Raw genomic sequence first — 17405 nt, 5'->3', positions numbered from 1 at the left:
AAATGCCTGATATGCGGTATTATTCTTTTTTTTGTAAGAAAAGTTATAAACCGTATTTTTATTGGCGAAAAAATAGCTAACTTTGCATGTTGCCGTATAGATATGCGGGAGATATAGTAATTTATTAATCATTAGAATTTGAAATGGGACATCATCAGTTGGATACTTTAGACGAACAGATTTTAAAACTTATAGCCGATAATGCACGCATTCCTTTCCTTGAAGTGGCTAGAGCTTGTAATGTATCGGGAGCAGCCATTCATCAGCGCATTCAAAAGCTGACAAACTTAGGTATATTGAAAGGTTCTGAATATGTGATTGATCCGGAGAAGATAGGATATGAAACATGCGCCTATATCGGTATCTACCTAAAGGATCCTGCTTCCTTCGATGCTGTAACGAGAGCATTGGAAGCTATTCCCGAGATTGTGGAATGCCATTTTACAACGGGCAAGTATGATATGTTCATAAAGCTTTATGCCCGCAACAACCATCATTTGCTGAGCATCATACATGATAAGTTGCAGCCGCTGGGACTGGCGCGTACGGAAACCTTGATTTCTTTTCACGAAGCCATCAAGCGGCAGATGCCTATAACGGTAGAAGAAGAGGAAGATTGATTCTACCGACGGATATAATCGACGAATGCATAAGGGCAGGGATGCTTCTCATCTGCGGGGTGAGACTCCCTGCTTTTTTCTTGCCATACAGTCGGAGCGACTTCGGGAAAGTAGGCGTCCACCTGAGTGGCTTCTGCATCCACTTCGGTCAGGCAGAGGGCATCCGCAAAGGGGAATGCCTGGCGATAAACACTTGCACCGCCGATGATATAGACGTGTTCGTTGGGTTGGCAACTGTTCAGTGCTTCTTCCAGTGAGGGAAAAACTTCTGCACCGGGACAGAGCAAATCTTTTTGAGTGGACAGAACAACGTTGCGGCGGTTGGGAAGCGCGCCTTTGGGGAGAGATTCAAAGGTCTTTCGGCCCATGATGATGGTATTTCCCGTGGTGAGGGCTTTGAAACGCTTTAAATCATTGGGAAGCCAAAATAGCAATCGGTTCTGATAACCGATACCTCTCTTTCTATCTACTGCGGCGATAATACTAATCATATGTGTGTAAAATTCTTTTCTCTTTCTATCTTTTTATTATAGGATTTATACTGACACTTTCCCTGCAATATGCGGATGCGGGTTATAGTTGATCAGCTCGAAATCCTCGAACTTGAAGTCGAAGATGCTTTTCACATCAGGATTGATTCTCATCTGCGGCAAATCCCGCGGTTCACGAGATAGTTGGAGCTTTACCTGCTCCAAATGGTTCAGATAGATATGGGCGTCTCCTAAGGTATGGATGAAATCCCCGGCTTTCAGTCCGGTGACTTGTGCCATCATCTGCAGGAGCAGGGCATAGGAAGCGATGTTGAAGGGCACTCCTAAAAAAATGTCCGCACTACGCTGGTACAGTTGCAGACTCAGTCGTCCGTTGGCGACATAGAACTGGAAGAAAGCGTGGCAGGGAGGGAGGTTCATGTTGTCCAAATCGCCTACATTCCATGCGCTGACTATAATCCGGCGTGAGTCGGGATTGTGCTTGATGGTTTCTACAGCTTCGCTGATCTGGTCGATGGATCCGCCTTTATAGTTCGGCCAGGAGCGCCATTGATACCCGTAGATATGTCCTAGGTCGCCGTTTTCGTTCGCCCATTCGTTCCAGATACGTACACCGTTGTTCTGGAGATATTTCACATTGGTGTCTCCCCGGAGGAACCATAGCAGTTCGTATATGATTGATTTAAGATGCAGCTTCTTGGTAGTAAGGCAGGGGAAGCCTTCATCCATGTTGAAACGCATTTGGTGGCCGAATACGCTGATGGTGCCGGTACCCGTACGGTCGCTTTTCTCTACGCCTTCGGTCAGTACGCGGTTCAGCAGGTCTAAATATTGTTTCATGATGTAATGCTCTGTTTTTATCCGAACGCAAAGGTAGGGGAATTAATTAAAGATTAATAATTAAAAATTAAAAACTTAGAGGAAGGGGGTCATCAAGTTTCCCACCCAGCCTACGAATTTCTTCCATCCGGAACGCTTTTTCCAGACTTCAGGAGTGAGCAGCGTACTGTTTTGCATGTCTCGTTCGAACATGGCATTCAGTTCATTGGTGGTCTTGGGGTCGAAGATGAAAGCGTTTGTCTCGTAGTCGTAGCGCAGGCTGCGGCTGTTGAGATTGGCGGTACCTACTGTGCAAAAAGTGCTGTCTACCATCATTATCTTGGAATGGTGGAAGCCGCCGTTGAAGAGGTATATCTTGGCTCCTTTCTTCATCAGCTTATGTGCTATATAGAATGAGGCATCCGGTGTAAAGGCTATGTCTGACACGGCAGGTATCATGATTTCCACTTCAGTACCTTTTTTCAGTGCGTTCTTGATTGCCTTGCGGATTGATTTGGTCGGAACGAAATAGGGATTCACGATTCGGATATTCTTCTGTGCGGCTTGTATGGAAGCTGCATAGGCATGGCTGATGGAGCGTGGTGTTTCGCGTGGCGTGCGGTCTACGATGGCTATTTCTTCGGCAATACTGTCGGGCAGTTGCGGAGTGTCCGGAAAATAGGCGGGACCTCCAACGTGTTGTCCCGTCTCCCGGTTCCACATGGTCAGGAAGATGCCTTGCAGATAGCGCACGGCATCTCCTTCAAGATGTATGTGCATATCGTGCCATTTACCGATTTTAGGCAATCCGTTGATGTAGTAGTCGGCGATGTTCATGCCACCGGTATAACCTATCTTTCCGTCAATTACTACTATTTTCCGATGGTCGCGGTGTATGGCGTGGTTTACCCAGGGAAAAGTGATAGGGTCGAACTTGACGATTTCGATGCCTTGGGCATGGATGGATTTCAGATGGTGTTCCTTCAATGGTTGGTTGTTGGACCAGTTACCGAAGGCATCGAACATGGCGCGGACTTCAACCCCTTCCTTGACCTTCTCTGCCAGAAGGCTGAACAAGGCATTGGCTATGGAGTCGTTGCGGAAATTGAAATATTCCAGATGGATATGATGCCGGGCATGGCGGATATTCTCGAAGAGGTCGACGAACTTGTCATGACCGGTCATCAGTAATTTCACTTCATTGTTGTAAGTAACGGGAGCGCCCATTTCCTTCAAGTAATTCATGACGATGGAATCGCTTGTTGTTTGCGCTTCGATATTCCCAATAGAAAAAACGAATAATGTGATGAATAGAATCTTTCTCAAAACTTTCTCCTCTTATTTAGTTTTCTGAGTGGGCAAAGATACAATTTCTTGTTGATATATGTCTGTCCGTTTAAAAAAAAAATTAGCCCTTACCTTATTGGATAAGATAAGAGCCAAGACTTTGTTGGAGTAGTGCATGTCCTCTTTCTCCGGGCACGGATATGTATTTATGCCATGGATACAATCTTTCGGTAACCGAAATAGAGCAATACTACTCCGGCAATGATTAACGACTTGGGATCAAGCTCTGACGCTCCGCTCCGGATGGCAGAATCAAAGGTCTCGCGCAAGGTGTCTAGTATCAGCTGCACTCCGTCAAGGGCAACGAATAGTACGAGGCACAATGTGAAGCAGAATGCTGCCCATATTTGTGCCAAGTGGTGGCTACGGTCGGGCAAGTGTCGCAGTACGCGGCGGCTGAATCTGTTATCGGCTATTTCCTGCCGGTGTTCGGCAAAGAATGAAGTCAGGAGTTTATCATTATTTTCCATCATAACCATTTTGTTTTAAGTAGGAAGCCATTTTATCTTTCGCCCGCGAGAGGTGGCTTTTTACCGTTCCCGCCGGACATCCGGTGATACCTGCAATCTTTTCGATGCTTTGGTCTTCCATGTAGAAGAGCGTGATGCAGGTGCGTTCCATTTCCTTCAGTGTGGCGAGGGCACGGTAAATGTCTATGTGCTGCCCCACGTCCTGCTGCAGTGTGCTGCATTGAGCATCCACTTGGTACGTATCCAAACCGTCTGTTTCCTTCCGGCTGCGAATATAGTCATAAAAAACATTATAGGCAATACGGTAGAGCCAGGTCGAGAAATTGGATAGATTCTTGAACGAAGCGATGTTTGTATAGGCTTTGATAAACGTATCTTGTGCCAAGTCGTCACTCAACTCGCTGTCGCCGCAGGTCTGGTGCAGGAAGAACCGCCGTACGGACGACTGGTACTTCTTCACCAACCGGTCGAAGGCCTTGGTGTTTTGAAATACCACGACCTGTGCGACTAACGATATGTCATTGAGTTGACTCATTTTTCTTCGTTCTTCTTCTGTTGGCTGTAGAAAATCACCAATTGTCCGAAGCCGGTGAACATGACGAGTAAGCCGATACATCCGAGACCGAATTCTCCGGTAATGGCCCAAAGGAAGATGAACAGGCCGATGCCGACGAATATGTTGTTGATGCCTTTGCTACGGATGTCTGTTGCTGCGGCTTCTTTGAAGAAGTTTTCAGGCAGTTGCTGTCCGCTGGCCAGAGCTTGTTCTGCCAGGCGGTACTTGGCCTTCCGGTTTTTATAGCGGAAGAAGAATACTACGAATATGATGAGTAGCGGCAGTCCGAATACAAAGACGATGGCTGTTACGGCAATCACGGTCTCCGAAGTCTTGCTTCCGAGGTCGAACCCGTTCCAGTCCATACTGCTGTTGTGGTGGGTTCTCCATTTTTCCGGAGCATCGCTACTGCCGGTACCGTTTTCATAAGTCATGATGCTGAGTGTGTCTGTTACGGTTTCTCCATTGATGACAGTGTCCCTCAATTCGATGACTCTTTTCTTGTTCCCCTGACCGTCGTTCTCTGTTACGGTTCTGTTTGCGCCTTGCACCAGTGTGCAGAACATCATGGCGAGCATTAATCCTAAAATGATACGTTTCATAATCTATGGTTTTTTAATTTGTTTCTTTGTTGGTTAGACGTATCGTCACCTTTATAAAGTTGCAAAGAGAAGATATTTTTTTTAGAAAACCGGAAATAAGACGATATTTTTCCGGAAAATGTCTTATTGTCTTTTTCCTGGAATAACAAGAAGTAGGTATTTGCGACTGTAAATAGAGGTAAATATACAAACCGGGTTGTTTCTTATTGTAAATACTGTTATCTTCGCACATCTGTTTTTATTGGGAAGTCTTGATGAAGTTGAGGAATATAATGAAGTGTTTCCTCCCTCTGCTGTTCATTGCCTATCTGGGAGGAATTACGCTGTTTACCCACTCGCATGTGGTGAATGGTGTTATCATTGTGCATTCCCATCCATTCAAGGGACAGCATGAGCATACAGAGGTGCAGTTAGAAACCATTTTCTATCTTGCCTCTTTCGTCTCCTCTTCCCTTCCGTTGCTTCCGGTTGCCGCGACGGTTTTCCTTGTTTTGTTGTGTGTACTGAGCATTCTTGCCACGGAATGCATCAAGTGTGTAAAGCTTCGTGGCGGTATTTGCCTGCGTGCTCCCCCTTCTTTTTTTCAAATCCGATAGATTAAGGCAATTCCGTTGTGGGATTGCGTCAACCTCATTGATTAACATATTATTTTAGAAGTACATGAAAAAATATATATTTTTTGTGGTGGGAGCAATATGTCTGTTACTCTCATCAACCGTTTATGCCGAAGATTTGAAGAGTACCGATGCCAATATTGTCGGTCATGTAATAGAAAAAAGTACAAGGGAACATTTGCCTTATATGACAGTTTCGCTGAAAGGCACCACCATCGGGACCATGACCGATGCCACCGGTCACTATTTCCTAAAGAATCTGCCTGAAGGTGAGTTCACGTTGTCCGTCAGTGCCGTAGGTTATAAGTCGCAGGAGCGCAAAGTCGTTCTGAAACGTGGTAAGACCTTGGAAGAGAACTTTGAGTTGGAAGAAGACATGGTGGCACTGGACGGGGTGGTAGTTACAGCCAACCGCAACGAGACTGCCCGGCGTTTGGCACCCACTTTGGTCAAAGTGGTTACTCCTAAACTGTTTGAGCAGACAAATTCGCATACTTTGTCGCAAGGACTGGCCTTTCAGCCAGGTGTGCGGGTGGAGACCGATTGCCAGAATTGCGGTTATTCACAAGTGCGCATCAACGGGCTGGATGGGAAATATACCCAAATATTGATAGACTCACGTCCCATCTTTTCCTCTCTGGCCGGTGTGTATGGGTTGGAACAGATTCCCGCCAACATGATAGAGCGTGTGGAAGTGGTGCGTGGAGGTGGTTCAGCCTTGTTCGGTTCTTCAGCCATTGCCGGGACGGTGAATATCATTACGAAGGAACCGATTCGCAATTCCGGTTCTTTCTCGCATACCATTTCCAATTTCGACGGTTCCGGCTCGTTCGACAACAACACGACCCTGAATCTTTCCTTGGTTTCTTCGGACAGTAAGATGGGGGCTTATGTGTATGGCCAGAGCAGGCATCGTTCGGCATGGGACTCCAATGGAGACGGTTTCTCCGAATTACCGAAGCTGAAGAACCAGACTGTCGGTCTGAATGCTTACTACCGGACAAGTGCCTATTCCAAGCTGAGCCTTGAATACCATCATATGGAGGAATTCCGCCGTGGTGGAAGTGGCTTCAGCCTTCCCCCTCATATAGCCGAGGATGCCGGATTGAACGGTACCGGGGCGCCCGGACTGGTGGAACAGCTGAAACATTCCATCAACACGGGTGGGCTCAAGTTTACGGCTTTCTCCAAAAACCAGAAACATACGTTCAGTACCTATGCTTCGGCTCAGCACATCGTGCGCAATAGTTATTATAGCGCTTATGGAATGACTACGGACTTTACCGGTGTGCTGGGTGCCCAGTATATTTATCATTTTGACAAGTGCCTGTTTATGCCTGCCGATTTGACCGGAGGCATTGAGTTCAATCACGACAATCTGCATGACAAGGCAACGGACGTACAGAAGTATCGTGATGCTGCTTTGGCCGAAGATCCTACGGCAACGGGTGACCGCTTGCAACAACTGATTGAGAAATATACCCCCGCCCCGTTGAACCAAATGGTGAATATAGCAAGCGCCTATGCCCAGAATGAGTGGAAGAACGAACAGTGGAGTTTCCTGATTGGCGGGCGCGTGGATAAAAACAGCATCATGGACAAGGCTGTTTTCAGTCCCCGTGCCAATATCCGTTATAATCCTACTCAGGATGTGAATATCCGTTTCAGTTATGCTGAGGGATTCCGTGCTCCACAAGCGTTTGATGAAGATCTGCATATCAGTAATGTGGGTGGAGAATTGGTTTCCATTGTCCGCGCCAAAGGATTGAAGGAAGAGCGTTCGCGCAGCTTCAATGCTTCGGTAGACTGGTATCATTACTTCGGAGATTTCCAGGCAAACCTATTGGTGGAAGGCTTCTACACGAAACTTTCCGACCCGTTTGTCCTGACGCCTCCGGTGAAAGACCCGGACGGTAGTGCTTATCTGATACAGACCCGCATCAATGGTTCGGGAGCTAAAGTGTATGGCGGCACATTGGAAGGAAAGGTTGCCTATAAGGATAAGGTTCAGTTGCAGGCAGGGTTGACACTTCAACGAAGTATCTATGACTCTCCCGAAGAATGGAGTGCGGATGAGGAGCACTTGTCGGAGAAAGAACGTTACAGTGACAAGATACTGCGTACTCCCGACGTCTACGGCTACTTTACAGCTACCTATATGCCGGTTAAAGCCTTCTCAATAGCTTTGAACGGCAATTATACCGGGCGGATGTACGTTCCCCATTTGCTTTCGGAGGTGAACGGTGAGGCGGATGTATTGGTAAAGAGTCCGGACTTCTTTGAACTTGGAACAAAGATAGCTTACGACTTTGATTTTCAAGGGTTCTGTTTGCAGCTCAATGCCGGTGTACAGAATATATTCAATTCTTATCAGAAAGATTTTGATAAAGGAGCGAGCCGCGATTCCGGTTATATCTACGGACCGGGTGCACCGCGTTCCTATTTTGCAGGGGTGAAACTCAGTTTTTAAAAAGAGTATTGAACCGTGCTTTTTGTTTAGCCCCGTAGATTGGTGAAACGTATTTTGCACTATCTTTGCTGCCATAAAACAGTTCAAAGCATGAAGCTACCCTCATCTTTCACCGATTATACACGCGCCCTCTTGGGTGTGGAAGAATATGAAAAGCTGGCTGCCGCCCTGGAAGGGGAGCAGCCGGTCAGTATCCGACTGAATGAAGATAAATTACCGGAATCTTCATTCAGTCTTTTTCGTTCCTCTTTGGAGCATGTTCCCTGGTCTGCTGCCGGATACTATCTGGACAAGCGGCTGACATTCACTTTCGACCCGCTGTTTCATGCAGGCTGCTACTATGTGCAGGAGGCTTCGTCCATGTTTGTGGAGCAGGCTTTGAGGCGGTATGTGGGCGAAGGACCGGTGGTGATGCTTGACCTCTGTGCGGCTCCCGGCGGGAAATCCACGCATGCCCGTAGCGTGTTGCCCGCAGGCAGTCTGCTGGTGGCCAATGAGGTAATCCGCAACCGCTCGCAGGTATTGGCGGAGAATCTTACGAAGTGGGGGCATTCCGGTGTGGTGGTCACTAATAATGACCCGGCGGATTTTTCTTCCTTGACGGACTTCTTCGACGTCATATTGACGGATGTCCCCTGCTCTGGCGAGGGGATGTTCCGTAAAGACCCCGTTGCGGTAAGTGAGTGGAGTGGGGAGAATGTGGAAATCTGCTGGCAGCGCCAGCGTCGCATCGTTACGGATATCTGGCCTTGCTTGAAGCCCGGAGGCATTCTCATCTACAGTACTTGTACCTATAATACAAAGGAAAACGAAGAGAACATCCGTTGGATACGGGATGAATTCGGGGCGGAGGTATTGCCATTGGAAATTTCTACTGACTGGAATATTACGGGTAATCTATTGTCGGGAGAGGACTTTCCCGCCTATCGTTTCCTGCCCCATCGGACGAAGGGGGAAGGATTCTTTTTGGCAGTTCTCCGCAAACCAGGCGTGAGCGATGGGAATACCTGGGCCGGGCAGGTGAAATCCCGGGAAAAAGGAAGAAAACCCCAAGGAAAAGGAGCGAAAACTCCGGGTGTTTCCAAAGAACAGCTTTCGGCACTGCATGAGTGGTTTGCGGTTCCGGATAATTACGAATTTATCGTCAATGGCAACAACGTCAGCGCTTTCCCTAAAGCGTATCTCTCCGAACTGTCGGCTTTGCGTTCGTCACTCCGTATCGTGCAGGCTGGGGTAGATGTTGCCGAGTTGAAAGGAAAAGACTGGATGCCTGTTCATGGGCTCGCCATGAGTATAGCACTGAATCCGGATGCCTTTGCCCATGAAGAGATAGGCCGCGAGCAGGCCATCAGTTATCTGCGCAAGGAGGCTGTTGTCCTTTCGGAGACTGCTCCGCGCGGCATTGTCTTGCTCACCTACAAACAGATACCTCTAGGATTTGTCAAGAATATAGGTAACCGTGCCAATAATCTTTATCCCCAGGAATGGCGCATACGCAGCGGATATTTGCCGGAAGGGGTGCTGGAATTGGCAACAATAACCGGGTGAAATCAATCACGTTACTGCAAAGCTGCTGTATATATTTTGCAGTAGCACTGCAGAGCTGTTGCAGTGACACTGCAAATATATATGCAGCGCGACTGCAACACATATGCAGTGGTGCTGCAACACATATGCAGTGCGACTGCAAAAAATATGCAGAACTTTGCAGTATAATAATAGAGTAGGAATGTACTATTTTTTATTGTTTCTTCAATGCAGTATTTTGTTTGTTCAAGCATTTTCTATATATAGATAACTGTTTTAAAACTAATACTATTTGCTTATGCTTAAAAAAACGATTACTGCCTTAAGCCTACTTTGTATCCTTGCAGCCTGCCAGAGTGACGACAACTCTTCACCACAACCCAAGCCCCGCAAAGACATTGCCTTGACCCGTGCCGAGCAGGAGATGACGGATTTAGGAACGGATTTCGCTTTCCGTTTCTTTAATCAGGTTTGTAAAACTGAGGTGGAAAAGCCCAATCTGTTCATCTCTCCTTTGAGCGCTTCGCTCTGTCTGTCTATGATTGCCAATGGAGCGTTGGGAAACACACTATCTGAGATGACAGATGTCCTGGGCTTTTCGGGCTATTCGTTGGAAGAAATGAACAACTATAATAAGAAGCTGGTGGAGGCGTTGCTCGATTTGGACAATACCACACAGTTGGGAATTGCCAATTCCATCTGGATAAAGAAAGGGTTCGGTGTTCATGACGACTTTGTAAGCGTAAACAAAAAGATGTATGACGCGCAAGTGCAGGAGCTGGATTTTGCCTCTCCCAAGGCTCCGGACATTATAAACGGCTGGTGTGCCGGGAAAACGAATAATTGCATCCCCAAAGTCTTGAATGAGATTCCGGAGACGGCGCGTCTTTATCTGTTGAATGCGCTTTATTTCAAGGGGATTTGGAAGAATCAATTCAAAAAATCGGATACGGCAGAAGAGGCTTTTACGAATGCTGACGGAAGCAAATCGACTGTACACATGATGAATCTTCGTGACGAGAGATTCAACTATGCCGAGAATGAGTATTTCTCAATGGCAGAGTTGCCTTACGGCAATGAGGCTTTCAGTATGGTGGTGTTCTTGCCGGCAGAGGGAAAATCGTTGGATGAGTGCCTGCCGAAGCTGAATGACGAGCGTTGGGGGGAATGGAACAGTAGTTTATCAAGCTCTGCCTTGAACCTTAAGTTACCCCGGTTTGAAATGGAATATGATAAAGAACTCATTGACGATATGATGGCAATGGGAATGCAGGAGGCTTTTACTCCATTGGCCGATTTTTCCGGAATGGCGGATGAGGATTTGTTTATCAGTTTGCTGCAACAGTTCACTTATGTGAATGTGAATGAAGAGGGGACGGAAGCTGCGGCTGTAACTGTCGGAGGAATGGACCTGGCCGTTCCCGGACCAAGTACGGTAATTCCGTTCTATGTGGACCGTCCTTTCATCTTCCTGATAAAGGAGAAGAGTACGGGGGTTATTCTGTTTATGGGTAAAGTCACAAAACTATAACTACAATATATTGAAATAGAAAGAGCTGTCTGCCAACCGCAGACAGCTCTTTCTATTTATAACCGGCTCTTGTATATCTGTGCCATTGCCTTCTGATACTGGTTTTCCAGTTGCAGAAGGTTTGTCTTGCTTTGATAGACAACCGATATTTCAACGAAGTATTCAATCATACTGATTTGTCCTCCCATAAGTGCTTGTTTCAGTAAAGAAAGGTCTTGCTGTTGATGGAAGGTGCGCTCGTATTCCTCCATGGAAGCGTGCAGGTTCTTGGCCTCTTCATAGAGTTGCCACAAGGCAGAGCTGGCTTGCAGTGCGGCGTTCTCCTTTTGATAGTCTATGTTGAGCGCTTGTGTCTTGGCTATCTTGACCTTATTGCGGTTTTCGAAAAGCGGGAAAGAGAAGCCTACTACTACGCCGTTCAGCGGATGCCCCGATTCGGTATTTCTACGGTAACCCAGTTCCAGTTTGGGTAGCCAGCCTTGCTTGCTTGCCGAAATCTGTTTCCGGGCGGCAGAACTTTCACCCTGCAAGGATTGCAGGGTGGGGTCTGAAGCCAGCAGTTCGTCGGCTAGCGAGCGGAAGTCGGCCGGCAACGGCACTGCCGGGTACTCTGTCAATCCGAGTGTTTGGGCGTCGGGTGTGGTACCGGGCATGGGACGTCCCGGTGTGAGCGGCTGGTTTCCGTTGAGGACAAGCAGCTCTTTCAGTTTGTTGTTAAGTGCCGTCTGGTTCATGCGGGCTTCCGTGCGTACATTCAGCAACTCCAGATTAATCTTGTTGGTTTCCAGTGCATTGGCATCTCCCGTTTCCAAACGTCGGGTGTACATGGCCGACAGCTCCTCCGCATTCTTTAACCGTTCGTCGAGCAGGGCTTGCTGGCGTTGCAGCATGATGATGTCCAGGCATACTTCCTTCGCTTGCAGCAATATCTGCTGGCGGAAGGCGGTGGCTTGTGCATCCAGTGCATTTGTCTTGAGTCGGTTCATCTTCCCTCGGGTGGCGTAAAGCGTGGGGAAGTCGAAGCTTTGTGAGATGACCATTTCGCCGACTGTTTCGTCACTGTTCTTGGAGTCCCAAAGGTGGGCGTATGACAGTGTAGGGTCGGGGAGGTTGTTGTTTGTCTTGTTCTCCAGTTTTTGTGAGGAAATGAGGTGGGAGTTAGCCTGCAACTCCTTGTTGTTGGCCTCTATCTGCTGGAGCACGGCATCAATGCCGGACGTTTGTGCGCTCATCCCCACAAAAGCGAGGATGGCGGCGCTGAATATGAAAAATCTTTTATTCATTGTCTGACGTTTTAGGTTGTTGGTTACGGTGCATCATCAGATAAACAATCGGAATGATGAAACCGTTCAGGAACGTGGATGTTAAAAGGCCGCCTAAGATAACCTTTGCCATCGGGCTTTGTATCTCGTTGCCCGGCAGGTCGCCACTGAGAGCCAGCGGGATAAGTGCCAGTGCACTGGATAGGGCGGTCATCAGGATTGGATTCAGACGGTCGAGCGAACCGCGGATAACGCTGTCGTAGACGCCATAGCCTTCTTCCTGCTGCAAGTGGTTGTAATGGCTGATGAGCAGCATTCCGTTTCGGGTGGCGATACCGAACAGTGAGATGAAACCGATGATGGCGGGGATACTCACTTCTCCCGTTGTGATGAGCAGGGCGAATACACCGCCTATCAATGCCAGCGGCAGATTGATAAGGATGATGGCGCTCTCCTTCACACTGCGGAATTCATGGTAGAGGAGCAGGAATATCACCACGATGGACATGAACGAAGTAAGTGCCAGAGTGCGGCTTGCTGCCTGCTCGCTTTCGAATTGTCCGCCGTATTCGATGTGGTATCCTTCCGGCAGTTTGATTTGTGCGTCTACCTGGGCTTGTATATCATTGACTACACTTCGCAGGTCGCGGTCGGCCACGTTGGCGGAGATGACGATTTTACGCTTTACATTCTCGCGGCTGATGGTGTTCGGACCCATGGCCGAGCGGATTTCCGCTACATAGTTCAGTGGAATTTTCTGTCCGTCGCCCGTATCAATCATCAAGTTGCGTATTTTTTCCATTTTGTCGCGCAGGTCGTCTTTCACGCGTACGGTTAGGTCGAAGCTCTTTCCCTTTTCGTAAACTTGGGAAACGGCTTCACCGGCCAGACAGACATTGACAAATTCCGAAAATTCGGGCAGTGAAATGCCGTATTTGGCAAGCATTTCCCGTTTGGGCGAAATGACAAGTTGCGGACGCTCAATCTGCTGTTCCACGTTTAGGTCAGCAATACCGGGAATACCCTGGATGGCACTCTTGATTTCATTGCCCAGAGTGAACATGCGGTTCAGATCGTCGCCGAACAGTTTGATGGCGATGTTCGCCTTTGTACCGGATAGCATGGCGTCTATACGGTGGCTGATAGGCTGGCCTATTTCCACGTTTGCCCCTACAATGGTACCCAGTTTTTCGCGGACTTCTGCCACGAGCTCGCTGCGTGAGCGGTCTTTCAACTCAAACGGTGCCTCAATCTCAGAGACGTTTACTCCCAGAGCGTGTTCGTCCAGTTCTGCACGTCCCGTTTTACGGGCCACGGTCTGTATTTCGGGGATGGAGAGCAGCAGCTCCTCGGCACGGTGCCCCATCTTGTCGCTTTCTTCCAGGGAGATACCCGGAAGCGAGGAGATATTGATGGTGAACGAACCTTCATTGAAAGGCGGCAGGAACGAGCGGCCCAGGGTGAAGAAACAGCCGAGTGCCACTACAAATAGTCCGATAATACCTCCAAGTACCCCTTTCTTATGCCCCAATACAAAAGTCAGTGCTGAACCATACCATTGCTTCATCTTGCGTGCTACGGCAGAATCGCTGTTTTCGTTATTTTGTTTTTTCGTTTTCTCTTTTCCCAATAGATAGGAGCAAAGTACCGGCGTTACGGTCAGTGCCACAACGGTTGAAGCCGCCAATGCCACGATGAATGCAATGCCTAGTGGTACCAACATCCTACCTTCCATACCACTAAGGAAGAACAGTGGTACGAAGCTGACAATGATGATCAGCGTTGAATTGAGGATAGGCATACGCACTTCTTTCGAAGCATTGAACACCACTTCCAGAATAGGAAGTCGCTCGCCGGCAGGTTTCAGTCGGTTTTCGTGCAAACGCTTGTAGACATTCTCCACGTCCACGATGGCATCATCCACCAGCGAACCGATGGCGATAGCCATACCTCCCAGGCTCATGGTATTTATCGTAAAGCCCATATAGTGCAGGGCAAGGATGGAGGCAATCAGTGACAACGGCAGTGTCACCAGCGAGATGACTGTGGTACGTACGTTGGCAAGGAACAGGAAAAGCACGATGACAACGAAAATACCTCCCTCCAACAACGACTTCTGAACGTTTCCGATGGAACTTTCGATGAAACGGCTTTGACGGAAGATGTCTGTGGAAACCTTTACGTCCGCCGGTAGATTCTTCTGCAGGTCTTGCAGGGAAGCTTCCAGTTTGTCTGTAAGCTCCAGCGTGCTTGTGGCGGGTTGCTTGGTGACTGTCAGCAGTACGGCATGCTTACCGCGTTCCGAGGCGGTACCCAGTTTAGGAAGTTTGGCTCCGATTTGAACGTCGGCAATATCTTCCAGCAGGATAGGGGTGCCGGAGACTCCGTTGCTCCGCACCACGGCCTTGGCTATCTGGTCTACCTTGTCGGTAGAAAGTACGCCGCGTACGATATATTCATTGCCATATTCATAGAGCACTCCACCATTGGCATTCAGGTTCATTTCGCGGGTGATGTTCATCACTTCGCTCAATGTCACGCCGTAATGGCGCATCCGTTCCGGGTCCAGCTGCACTTGATATTCCTTGATGTCGCCGCCCAGTACGGCAACTTGTGCCACACCGCCCGTAGAGAGCAGGCGGGGACGTATGGTCCAGTCGGCAATGGTACGCAAATCCAGCATAGAGGTCGAATCTGCTGTCAGACCTACAATCAGCATCTCGCCCAAAATGGACGATTGTGGGCCCAGTGTCGGCTTGCCTACGTTGGCCGGTAAGGATTCGCTGACGACTGCCAGTTTCTCACTGACAATTTGCCGGGCAAGATAGATATCTGTATCCCAGTCGAATTCTACCCAGACTACAGAAAAACCGTTCGTTGAGGAAGAGCGTACACGGCGCACACCCGTTGCACCGTTTACAGCCGTTTCTACGGGAAAAGTGACCAGTTGTTCCACTTCCTCTGCTGCCATACCGTTTGCTTCGGTCATGATGACCACGGTCGGCGCATTGAGGTCAGGGAACACATCCACTTCCGTATGCATGGCGGTATAAGTACCGCCAATCAGCAACAGCACCGATGCTACCAGCACCAGGATGCGGTTCTGAAGAGAAAAACCAATTATTTTGTTTAACATCTTTCTATTTACTATTTACAATGTACAATTGGGCTGCGCAATGTCAGCCGCACTTGCTGTTTTATCTAATATTTCTTGTTTATCTGACTTTACACTCCCATTCGTCACGTAACCCTTATACTGCATAGCGAAATGGTACTTTGTAAATTGTCAAATTGTACATGAGATTAGTGTTCATGGCTATGTGCCGGAATAGCATTCGTTGCCGATGCCAGCTTCACTTGATAGGCTCCTTGGGTTACGACGCGATCGCCTGCTTTTATGCCGGAAAGGATTTGTACACTCTCGCCATTGTCGGCACCCAGGGTGACAAGCTGTTTTTTGTAGCCCTCTTCATCCAGTTGCAGGTAGACAAAGAAGCTGCCTTGTTCCTCGGTCAGCGCACTGTGAGGAAGAGACAACACGTTCTCCATTGGTGAGGATAATAGGAATACTTCTACAAACGAGCCGGGAATAACGTCTCCCTTATTGTCGAATTCAAAAGTTACGGGTACATAATATCCGTTCTCACCCGAAGCCTTTCCATAAGAAAGCATGCGCCCGCCCAGTTCTTTCAATGTATATACCTTATTATTATAAGGAGTACAGAAGTTGGCGGAACCGATGCTGTTCAGGTAAGGATAGTACTTTTCGGATACATCCGCACGCAGGAAAAGCTTACGGTTCTGGGTGACGCTTACCAACGGCTGGCCGACGCTGACGTAGTCCCCTTCTTTCACCAACAGATTCTTCACATAACCGCTGATGGGAGAAACAACCGCCTGGCCGCTTGCCGAATGGTTCTTTGCGACTGCCTCGTAACTGATACGGGCATTTTCATAAATCTGTTCGGCTTGCGCGAATTCCTTTTCAGATACGATTTTGTTGCCTACGAGCGCTTTCATACGCTCGTATTCTTTTTGGGAAACCTCATAGGCTATCCGGGCTTTCTGCACCGGGTCTCCGTCGGCCATGTTTTTGGATGACAATACCACCAAAGGAGTACCTTTGCTGACGCTCATTCCTTCGATAACTTTTCCCTTGAAGGAAACCACGCCTGCTACTGTAGCTACGGCTACGCTCTCGTCTCCCTGGGCTGCCATCACCTGGCCGCTGGTCTTGATGACTTGGTGGAAACTACCCGGTTTAACAGTGCTGACTGCTACGCCGGCAGCTTGTGCCTTTGCCGGTGGCAGGATGATTTCATCGCTTCCTCCGGCATGGTTTTCCTGCTCTTCGTGCTCATGGTTGTGTCCCTCATGTTCGTGGTCATGTCCTTCGTGGTCATGTCTGTCATGATTGTGCTCTTCTGTTTCGTGATTATGTCCTTCGTGGCTGTCTCCGGACTTACTGTTGCAGGAGCCTAAAAGGAATAATCCCAAGACTCCCATGAAAATAACTTTTTTCATGATGATATTTGTTCTTACTTTTTGATTTTGAATACAAAGTTAGGGCATAGGGCGTGCAACCAAATTGCATTGTTCCTTATGCCGGATAGAAATCTGTCCCGGTGATGTTCCGGTAACAGTTAAGCAAGAAGAGACGGAGGGGCACGAAGTCCCGTAGCACATATGATAAATGTGCTATGAAGAGATTCCAAATAGATACACTCCTGCCTGCTTATATCAAACTCGGGTAGGATGAGTAACTTGGAAAAAGGTTCAATGAGTAGGGTGACTGTCCACAAGGCATCCGGATGTGAACACACATCATTGGAAGAGCTGGGCGTCTGTTGTACAAAGTGGGTTGTCATGCATCCCGTGTCGCAACAGCAGTGCTCGTTGCCCGGGCTATGACGGTGTCCGCAGCAATCGGCGGTGATATCATTCTTCATGCATATCATTCCGTCGGCATGATGATGGTGGGGAATGACGGGTATCACCAGCATTATCAAGCTGATGAAAAAAAGAATATAGGTTATGTACTGTTTCTTTTTCATTCCTCTATCTTTGGACGGATGCAAAGATAGAGGTTAAGGACT

The 17405-nt window shown here is 48.2% G+C and carries 15 protein-coding genes; 5 read left to right on the top strand and 10 right to left on the bottom strand.

The genetic code is table 11. The features are described 5' to 3' along the window. Positions 1-143 precede the first annotated feature (143 nt). The gene (locus tag HUX74_RS18440; protein WP_005827104.1) at positions 144-620 is read left to right on the top strand and encodes an Lrp/AsnC family transcriptional regulator; all 477 of its coding nucleotides are present in this window, start codon (positions 144-146) and stop codon (positions 618-620) included. Between the two features lie 2 nt (positions 621-622). Here HUX74_RS18440 and HUX74_RS18435 read toward each other — a convergent pair whose 3' ends face one another. The 6 genes from HUX74_RS18435 to HUX74_RS18410 all read right to left on the bottom strand — a co-directional run bounded on the left by HUX74_RS18435 (position 623) and on the right by HUX74_RS18410 (position 4905). Next, positions 623-1111 (bottom strand): dihydrofolate reductase, encoded by a 489-nt coding sequence (locus HUX74_RS18435; RefSeq protein ID WP_117964116.1) that lies wholly within the window; start codon positions 1109-1111, stop codon positions 623-625. Between the two features lie 45 nt (positions 1112-1156). After that, a complete protein-coding gene (locus HUX74_RS18430; RefSeq protein WP_138345777.1) occupies positions 1157-1951 on the bottom strand; it encodes a thymidylate synthase in 795 nt (264 codons plus the stop codon). A 75-nt stretch (positions 1952-2026) separates the two neighbouring features. After that, on the bottom strand, positions 2027-3208 hold the full coding sequence (gene cls / locus HUX74_RS18425; RefSeq protein WP_255425205.1) for a cardiolipin synthase: 1182 nt from the start codon (positions 3206-3208) through the stop codon (positions 2027-2029). Between the two features lie 215 nt (positions 3209-3423). After that, the gene (locus HUX74_RS18420; protein ID WP_131225389.1) at positions 3424-3750 is read right to left on the bottom strand and encodes a DUF5056 domain-containing protein; all 327 of its coding nucleotides are present in this window, start codon (positions 3748-3750) and stop codon (positions 3424-3426) included. Further along, the gene (locus HUX74_RS18415; protein ID WP_117964120.1) at positions 3737-4282 is read right to left on the bottom strand and encodes an RNA polymerase sigma factor; all 546 of its coding nucleotides are present in this window, start codon (positions 4280-4282) and stop codon (positions 3737-3739) included. Before HUX74_RS18415 ends, HUX74_RS18420 begins: the two co-directional genes overlap by 14 nt. Further along, positions 4279-4905: a DUF6249 domain-containing protein gene (locus HUX74_RS18410; protein WP_117600042.1), complete on the bottom strand. Its 627-nt coding sequence runs from the start codon at positions 4903-4905 to the stop codon at positions 4279-4281. Before HUX74_RS18410 ends, HUX74_RS18415 begins: the two co-directional genes overlap by 4 nt. 254 nt (positions 4906-5159) lie before the next feature. Between HUX74_RS18410 and HUX74_RS18405 the strand changes: the two genes are divergently transcribed. The 4 genes from HUX74_RS18405 to HUX74_RS18390 all read left to right on the top strand — a co-directional run bounded on the left by HUX74_RS18405 (position 5160) and on the right by HUX74_RS18390 (position 11047). Next, positions 5160-5501 carry a hypothetical protein gene (locus HUX74_RS18405; protein WP_117991071.1) on the top strand — a complete coding sequence of 114 codons (342 nt, stop codon included), beginning with the start codon at positions 5160-5162 and terminating at the stop codon, positions 5499-5501. Positions 5502-5565: 64 nt separating this feature from the next. Beyond that, positions 5566-7989: a TonB-dependent receptor gene (locus tag HUX74_RS18400; RefSeq protein WP_174647202.1), complete on the top strand. Its 2424-nt coding sequence runs from the start codon at positions 5566-5568 to the stop codon at positions 7987-7989. A 90-nt stretch (positions 7990-8079) separates the two neighbouring features. After that, positions 8080-9537, top strand: coding sequence for an rRNA cytosine-C5-methyltransferase (locus HUX74_RS18395; protein WP_131225387.1), 1458 nt, complete (start codon positions 8080-8082; stop codon positions 9535-9537). A 277-nt stretch (positions 9538-9814) separates the two neighbouring features. Next, positions 9815-11047: a serpin family protein gene (locus HUX74_RS18390; RefSeq protein ID WP_174647201.1), complete on the top strand. Its 1233-nt coding sequence runs from the start codon at positions 9815-9817 to the stop codon at positions 11045-11047. 56 nt (positions 11048-11103) lie between these two features. Here the strand turns inward: HUX74_RS18390 and HUX74_RS18385 are convergent, their stop codons facing one another. The 4 genes from HUX74_RS18385 to HUX74_RS18370 form a co-directional block, all read right to left on the bottom strand. Next, on the bottom strand, positions 11104-12330 hold the full coding sequence (locus HUX74_RS18385) for a TolC family protein (protein ID WP_117878674.1): 1227 nt from the start codon (positions 12328-12330) through the stop codon (positions 11104-11106). Next, positions 12323-15445 carry an efflux RND transporter permease subunit gene (locus tag HUX74_RS18380; RefSeq protein ID WP_174647200.1) on the bottom strand — a complete coding sequence of 1041 codons (3123 nt, stop codon included), beginning with the start codon at positions 15443-15445 and terminating at the stop codon, positions 12323-12325. Before HUX74_RS18380 ends, HUX74_RS18385 begins: the two co-directional genes overlap by 8 nt. Before the next feature lie 167 nt (positions 15446-15612). Then, complete coding sequence (locus HUX74_RS18375) at positions 15613-16833, bottom strand: efflux RND transporter periplasmic adaptor subunit (RefSeq protein ID WP_174647199.1); 1221 nt, start codon at positions 16831-16833, stop codon at positions 15613-15615. A 119-nt stretch (positions 16834-16952) separates the two neighbouring features. Further along, positions 16953-17363, bottom strand: a complete 411-nt coding sequence (locus tag HUX74_RS18370) for a DUF6769 family protein (RefSeq protein ID WP_117600050.1) — start codon at positions 17361-17363, stop codon at positions 16953-16955. Between the last annotated feature and the right edge of the window lie 42 nt (positions 17364-17405).

The organism is Bacteroides sp. Marseille-P8574, from assembly GCF_902825465.1.
GTDB lineage: Bacteria > Bacteroidota > Bacteroidia > Bacteroidales > Bacteroidaceae > Bacteroides > Bacteroides uniformis.
Note: the sequence above shows the minus strand (reverse complement) of the source record. Positions and strands in the feature narration are given on the sequence as shown.

Excerpts from the sequence above, each read along its gene's own strand:
- HUX74_RS18400 (WP_174647202.1), top strand. The coding sequence starts at position 5,566 with ATGAAAAAATATATATTTTTTGTGGTGGGAGCAATATGTCTGTTACTC.
- HUX74_RS18440 (WP_005827104.1), top strand. The coding sequence starts at position 144 with ATGGGACATCATCAGTTGGATACTTTAGACGAACAGATTTTAAAACTT.
- HUX74_RS18390 (WP_174647201.1), top strand. The coding sequence starts at position 9,815 with ATGCTTAAAAAAACGATTACTGCCTTAAGCCTACTTTGTATCCTTGCA.
- HUX74_RS18420 (WP_131225389.1), bottom strand. The coding sequence starts at position 3,750 with ATGATGGAAAATAATGATAAACTCCTGACTTCATTCTTTGCCGAACAC.
- HUX74_RS18395 (WP_131225387.1), top strand. The coding sequence starts at position 8,080 with ATGAAGCTACCCTCATCTTTCACCGATTATACACGCGCCCTCTTGGGT.
- HUX74_RS18380 (WP_174647200.1), bottom strand. The coding sequence starts at position 15,445 with ATGTTAAACAAAATAATTGGTTTTTCTCTTCAGAACCGCATCCTGGTG.
- HUX74_RS18430 (WP_138345777.1), bottom strand. The coding sequence starts at position 1,951 with ATGAAACAATATTTAGACCTGCTGAACCGCGTACTGACCGAAGGCGTA.
- HUX74_RS18375 (WP_174647199.1), bottom strand. The coding sequence starts at position 16,833 with ATGAAAAAAGTTATTTTCATGGGAGTCTTGGGATTATTCCTTTTAGGC.
- HUX74_RS18410 (WP_117600042.1), bottom strand. The coding sequence starts at position 4,905 with ATGAAACGTATCATTTTAGGATTAATGCTCGCCATGATGTTCTGCACA.
- HUX74_RS18415 (WP_117964120.1), bottom strand. The coding sequence starts at position 4,282 with ATGAGTCAACTCAATGACATATCGTTAGTCGCACAGGTCGTGGTATTT.
- HUX74_RS18370 (WP_117600050.1), bottom strand. The coding sequence starts at position 17,363 with ATGAAAAAGAAACAGTACATAACCTATATTCTTTTTTTCATCAGCTTG.
- HUX74_RS18385 (WP_117878674.1), bottom strand. The coding sequence starts at position 12,330 with ATGAATAAAAGATTTTTCATATTCAGCGCCGCCATCCTCGCTTTTGTG.
- HUX74_RS18405 (WP_117991071.1), top strand. The coding sequence starts at position 5,160 with ATGAAGTTGAGGAATATAATGAAGTGTTTCCTCCCTCTGCTGTTCATT.
- HUX74_RS18435 (WP_117964116.1), bottom strand. The coding sequence starts at position 1,111 with ATGATTAGTATTATCGCCGCAGTAGATAGAAAGAGAGGTATCGGTTAT.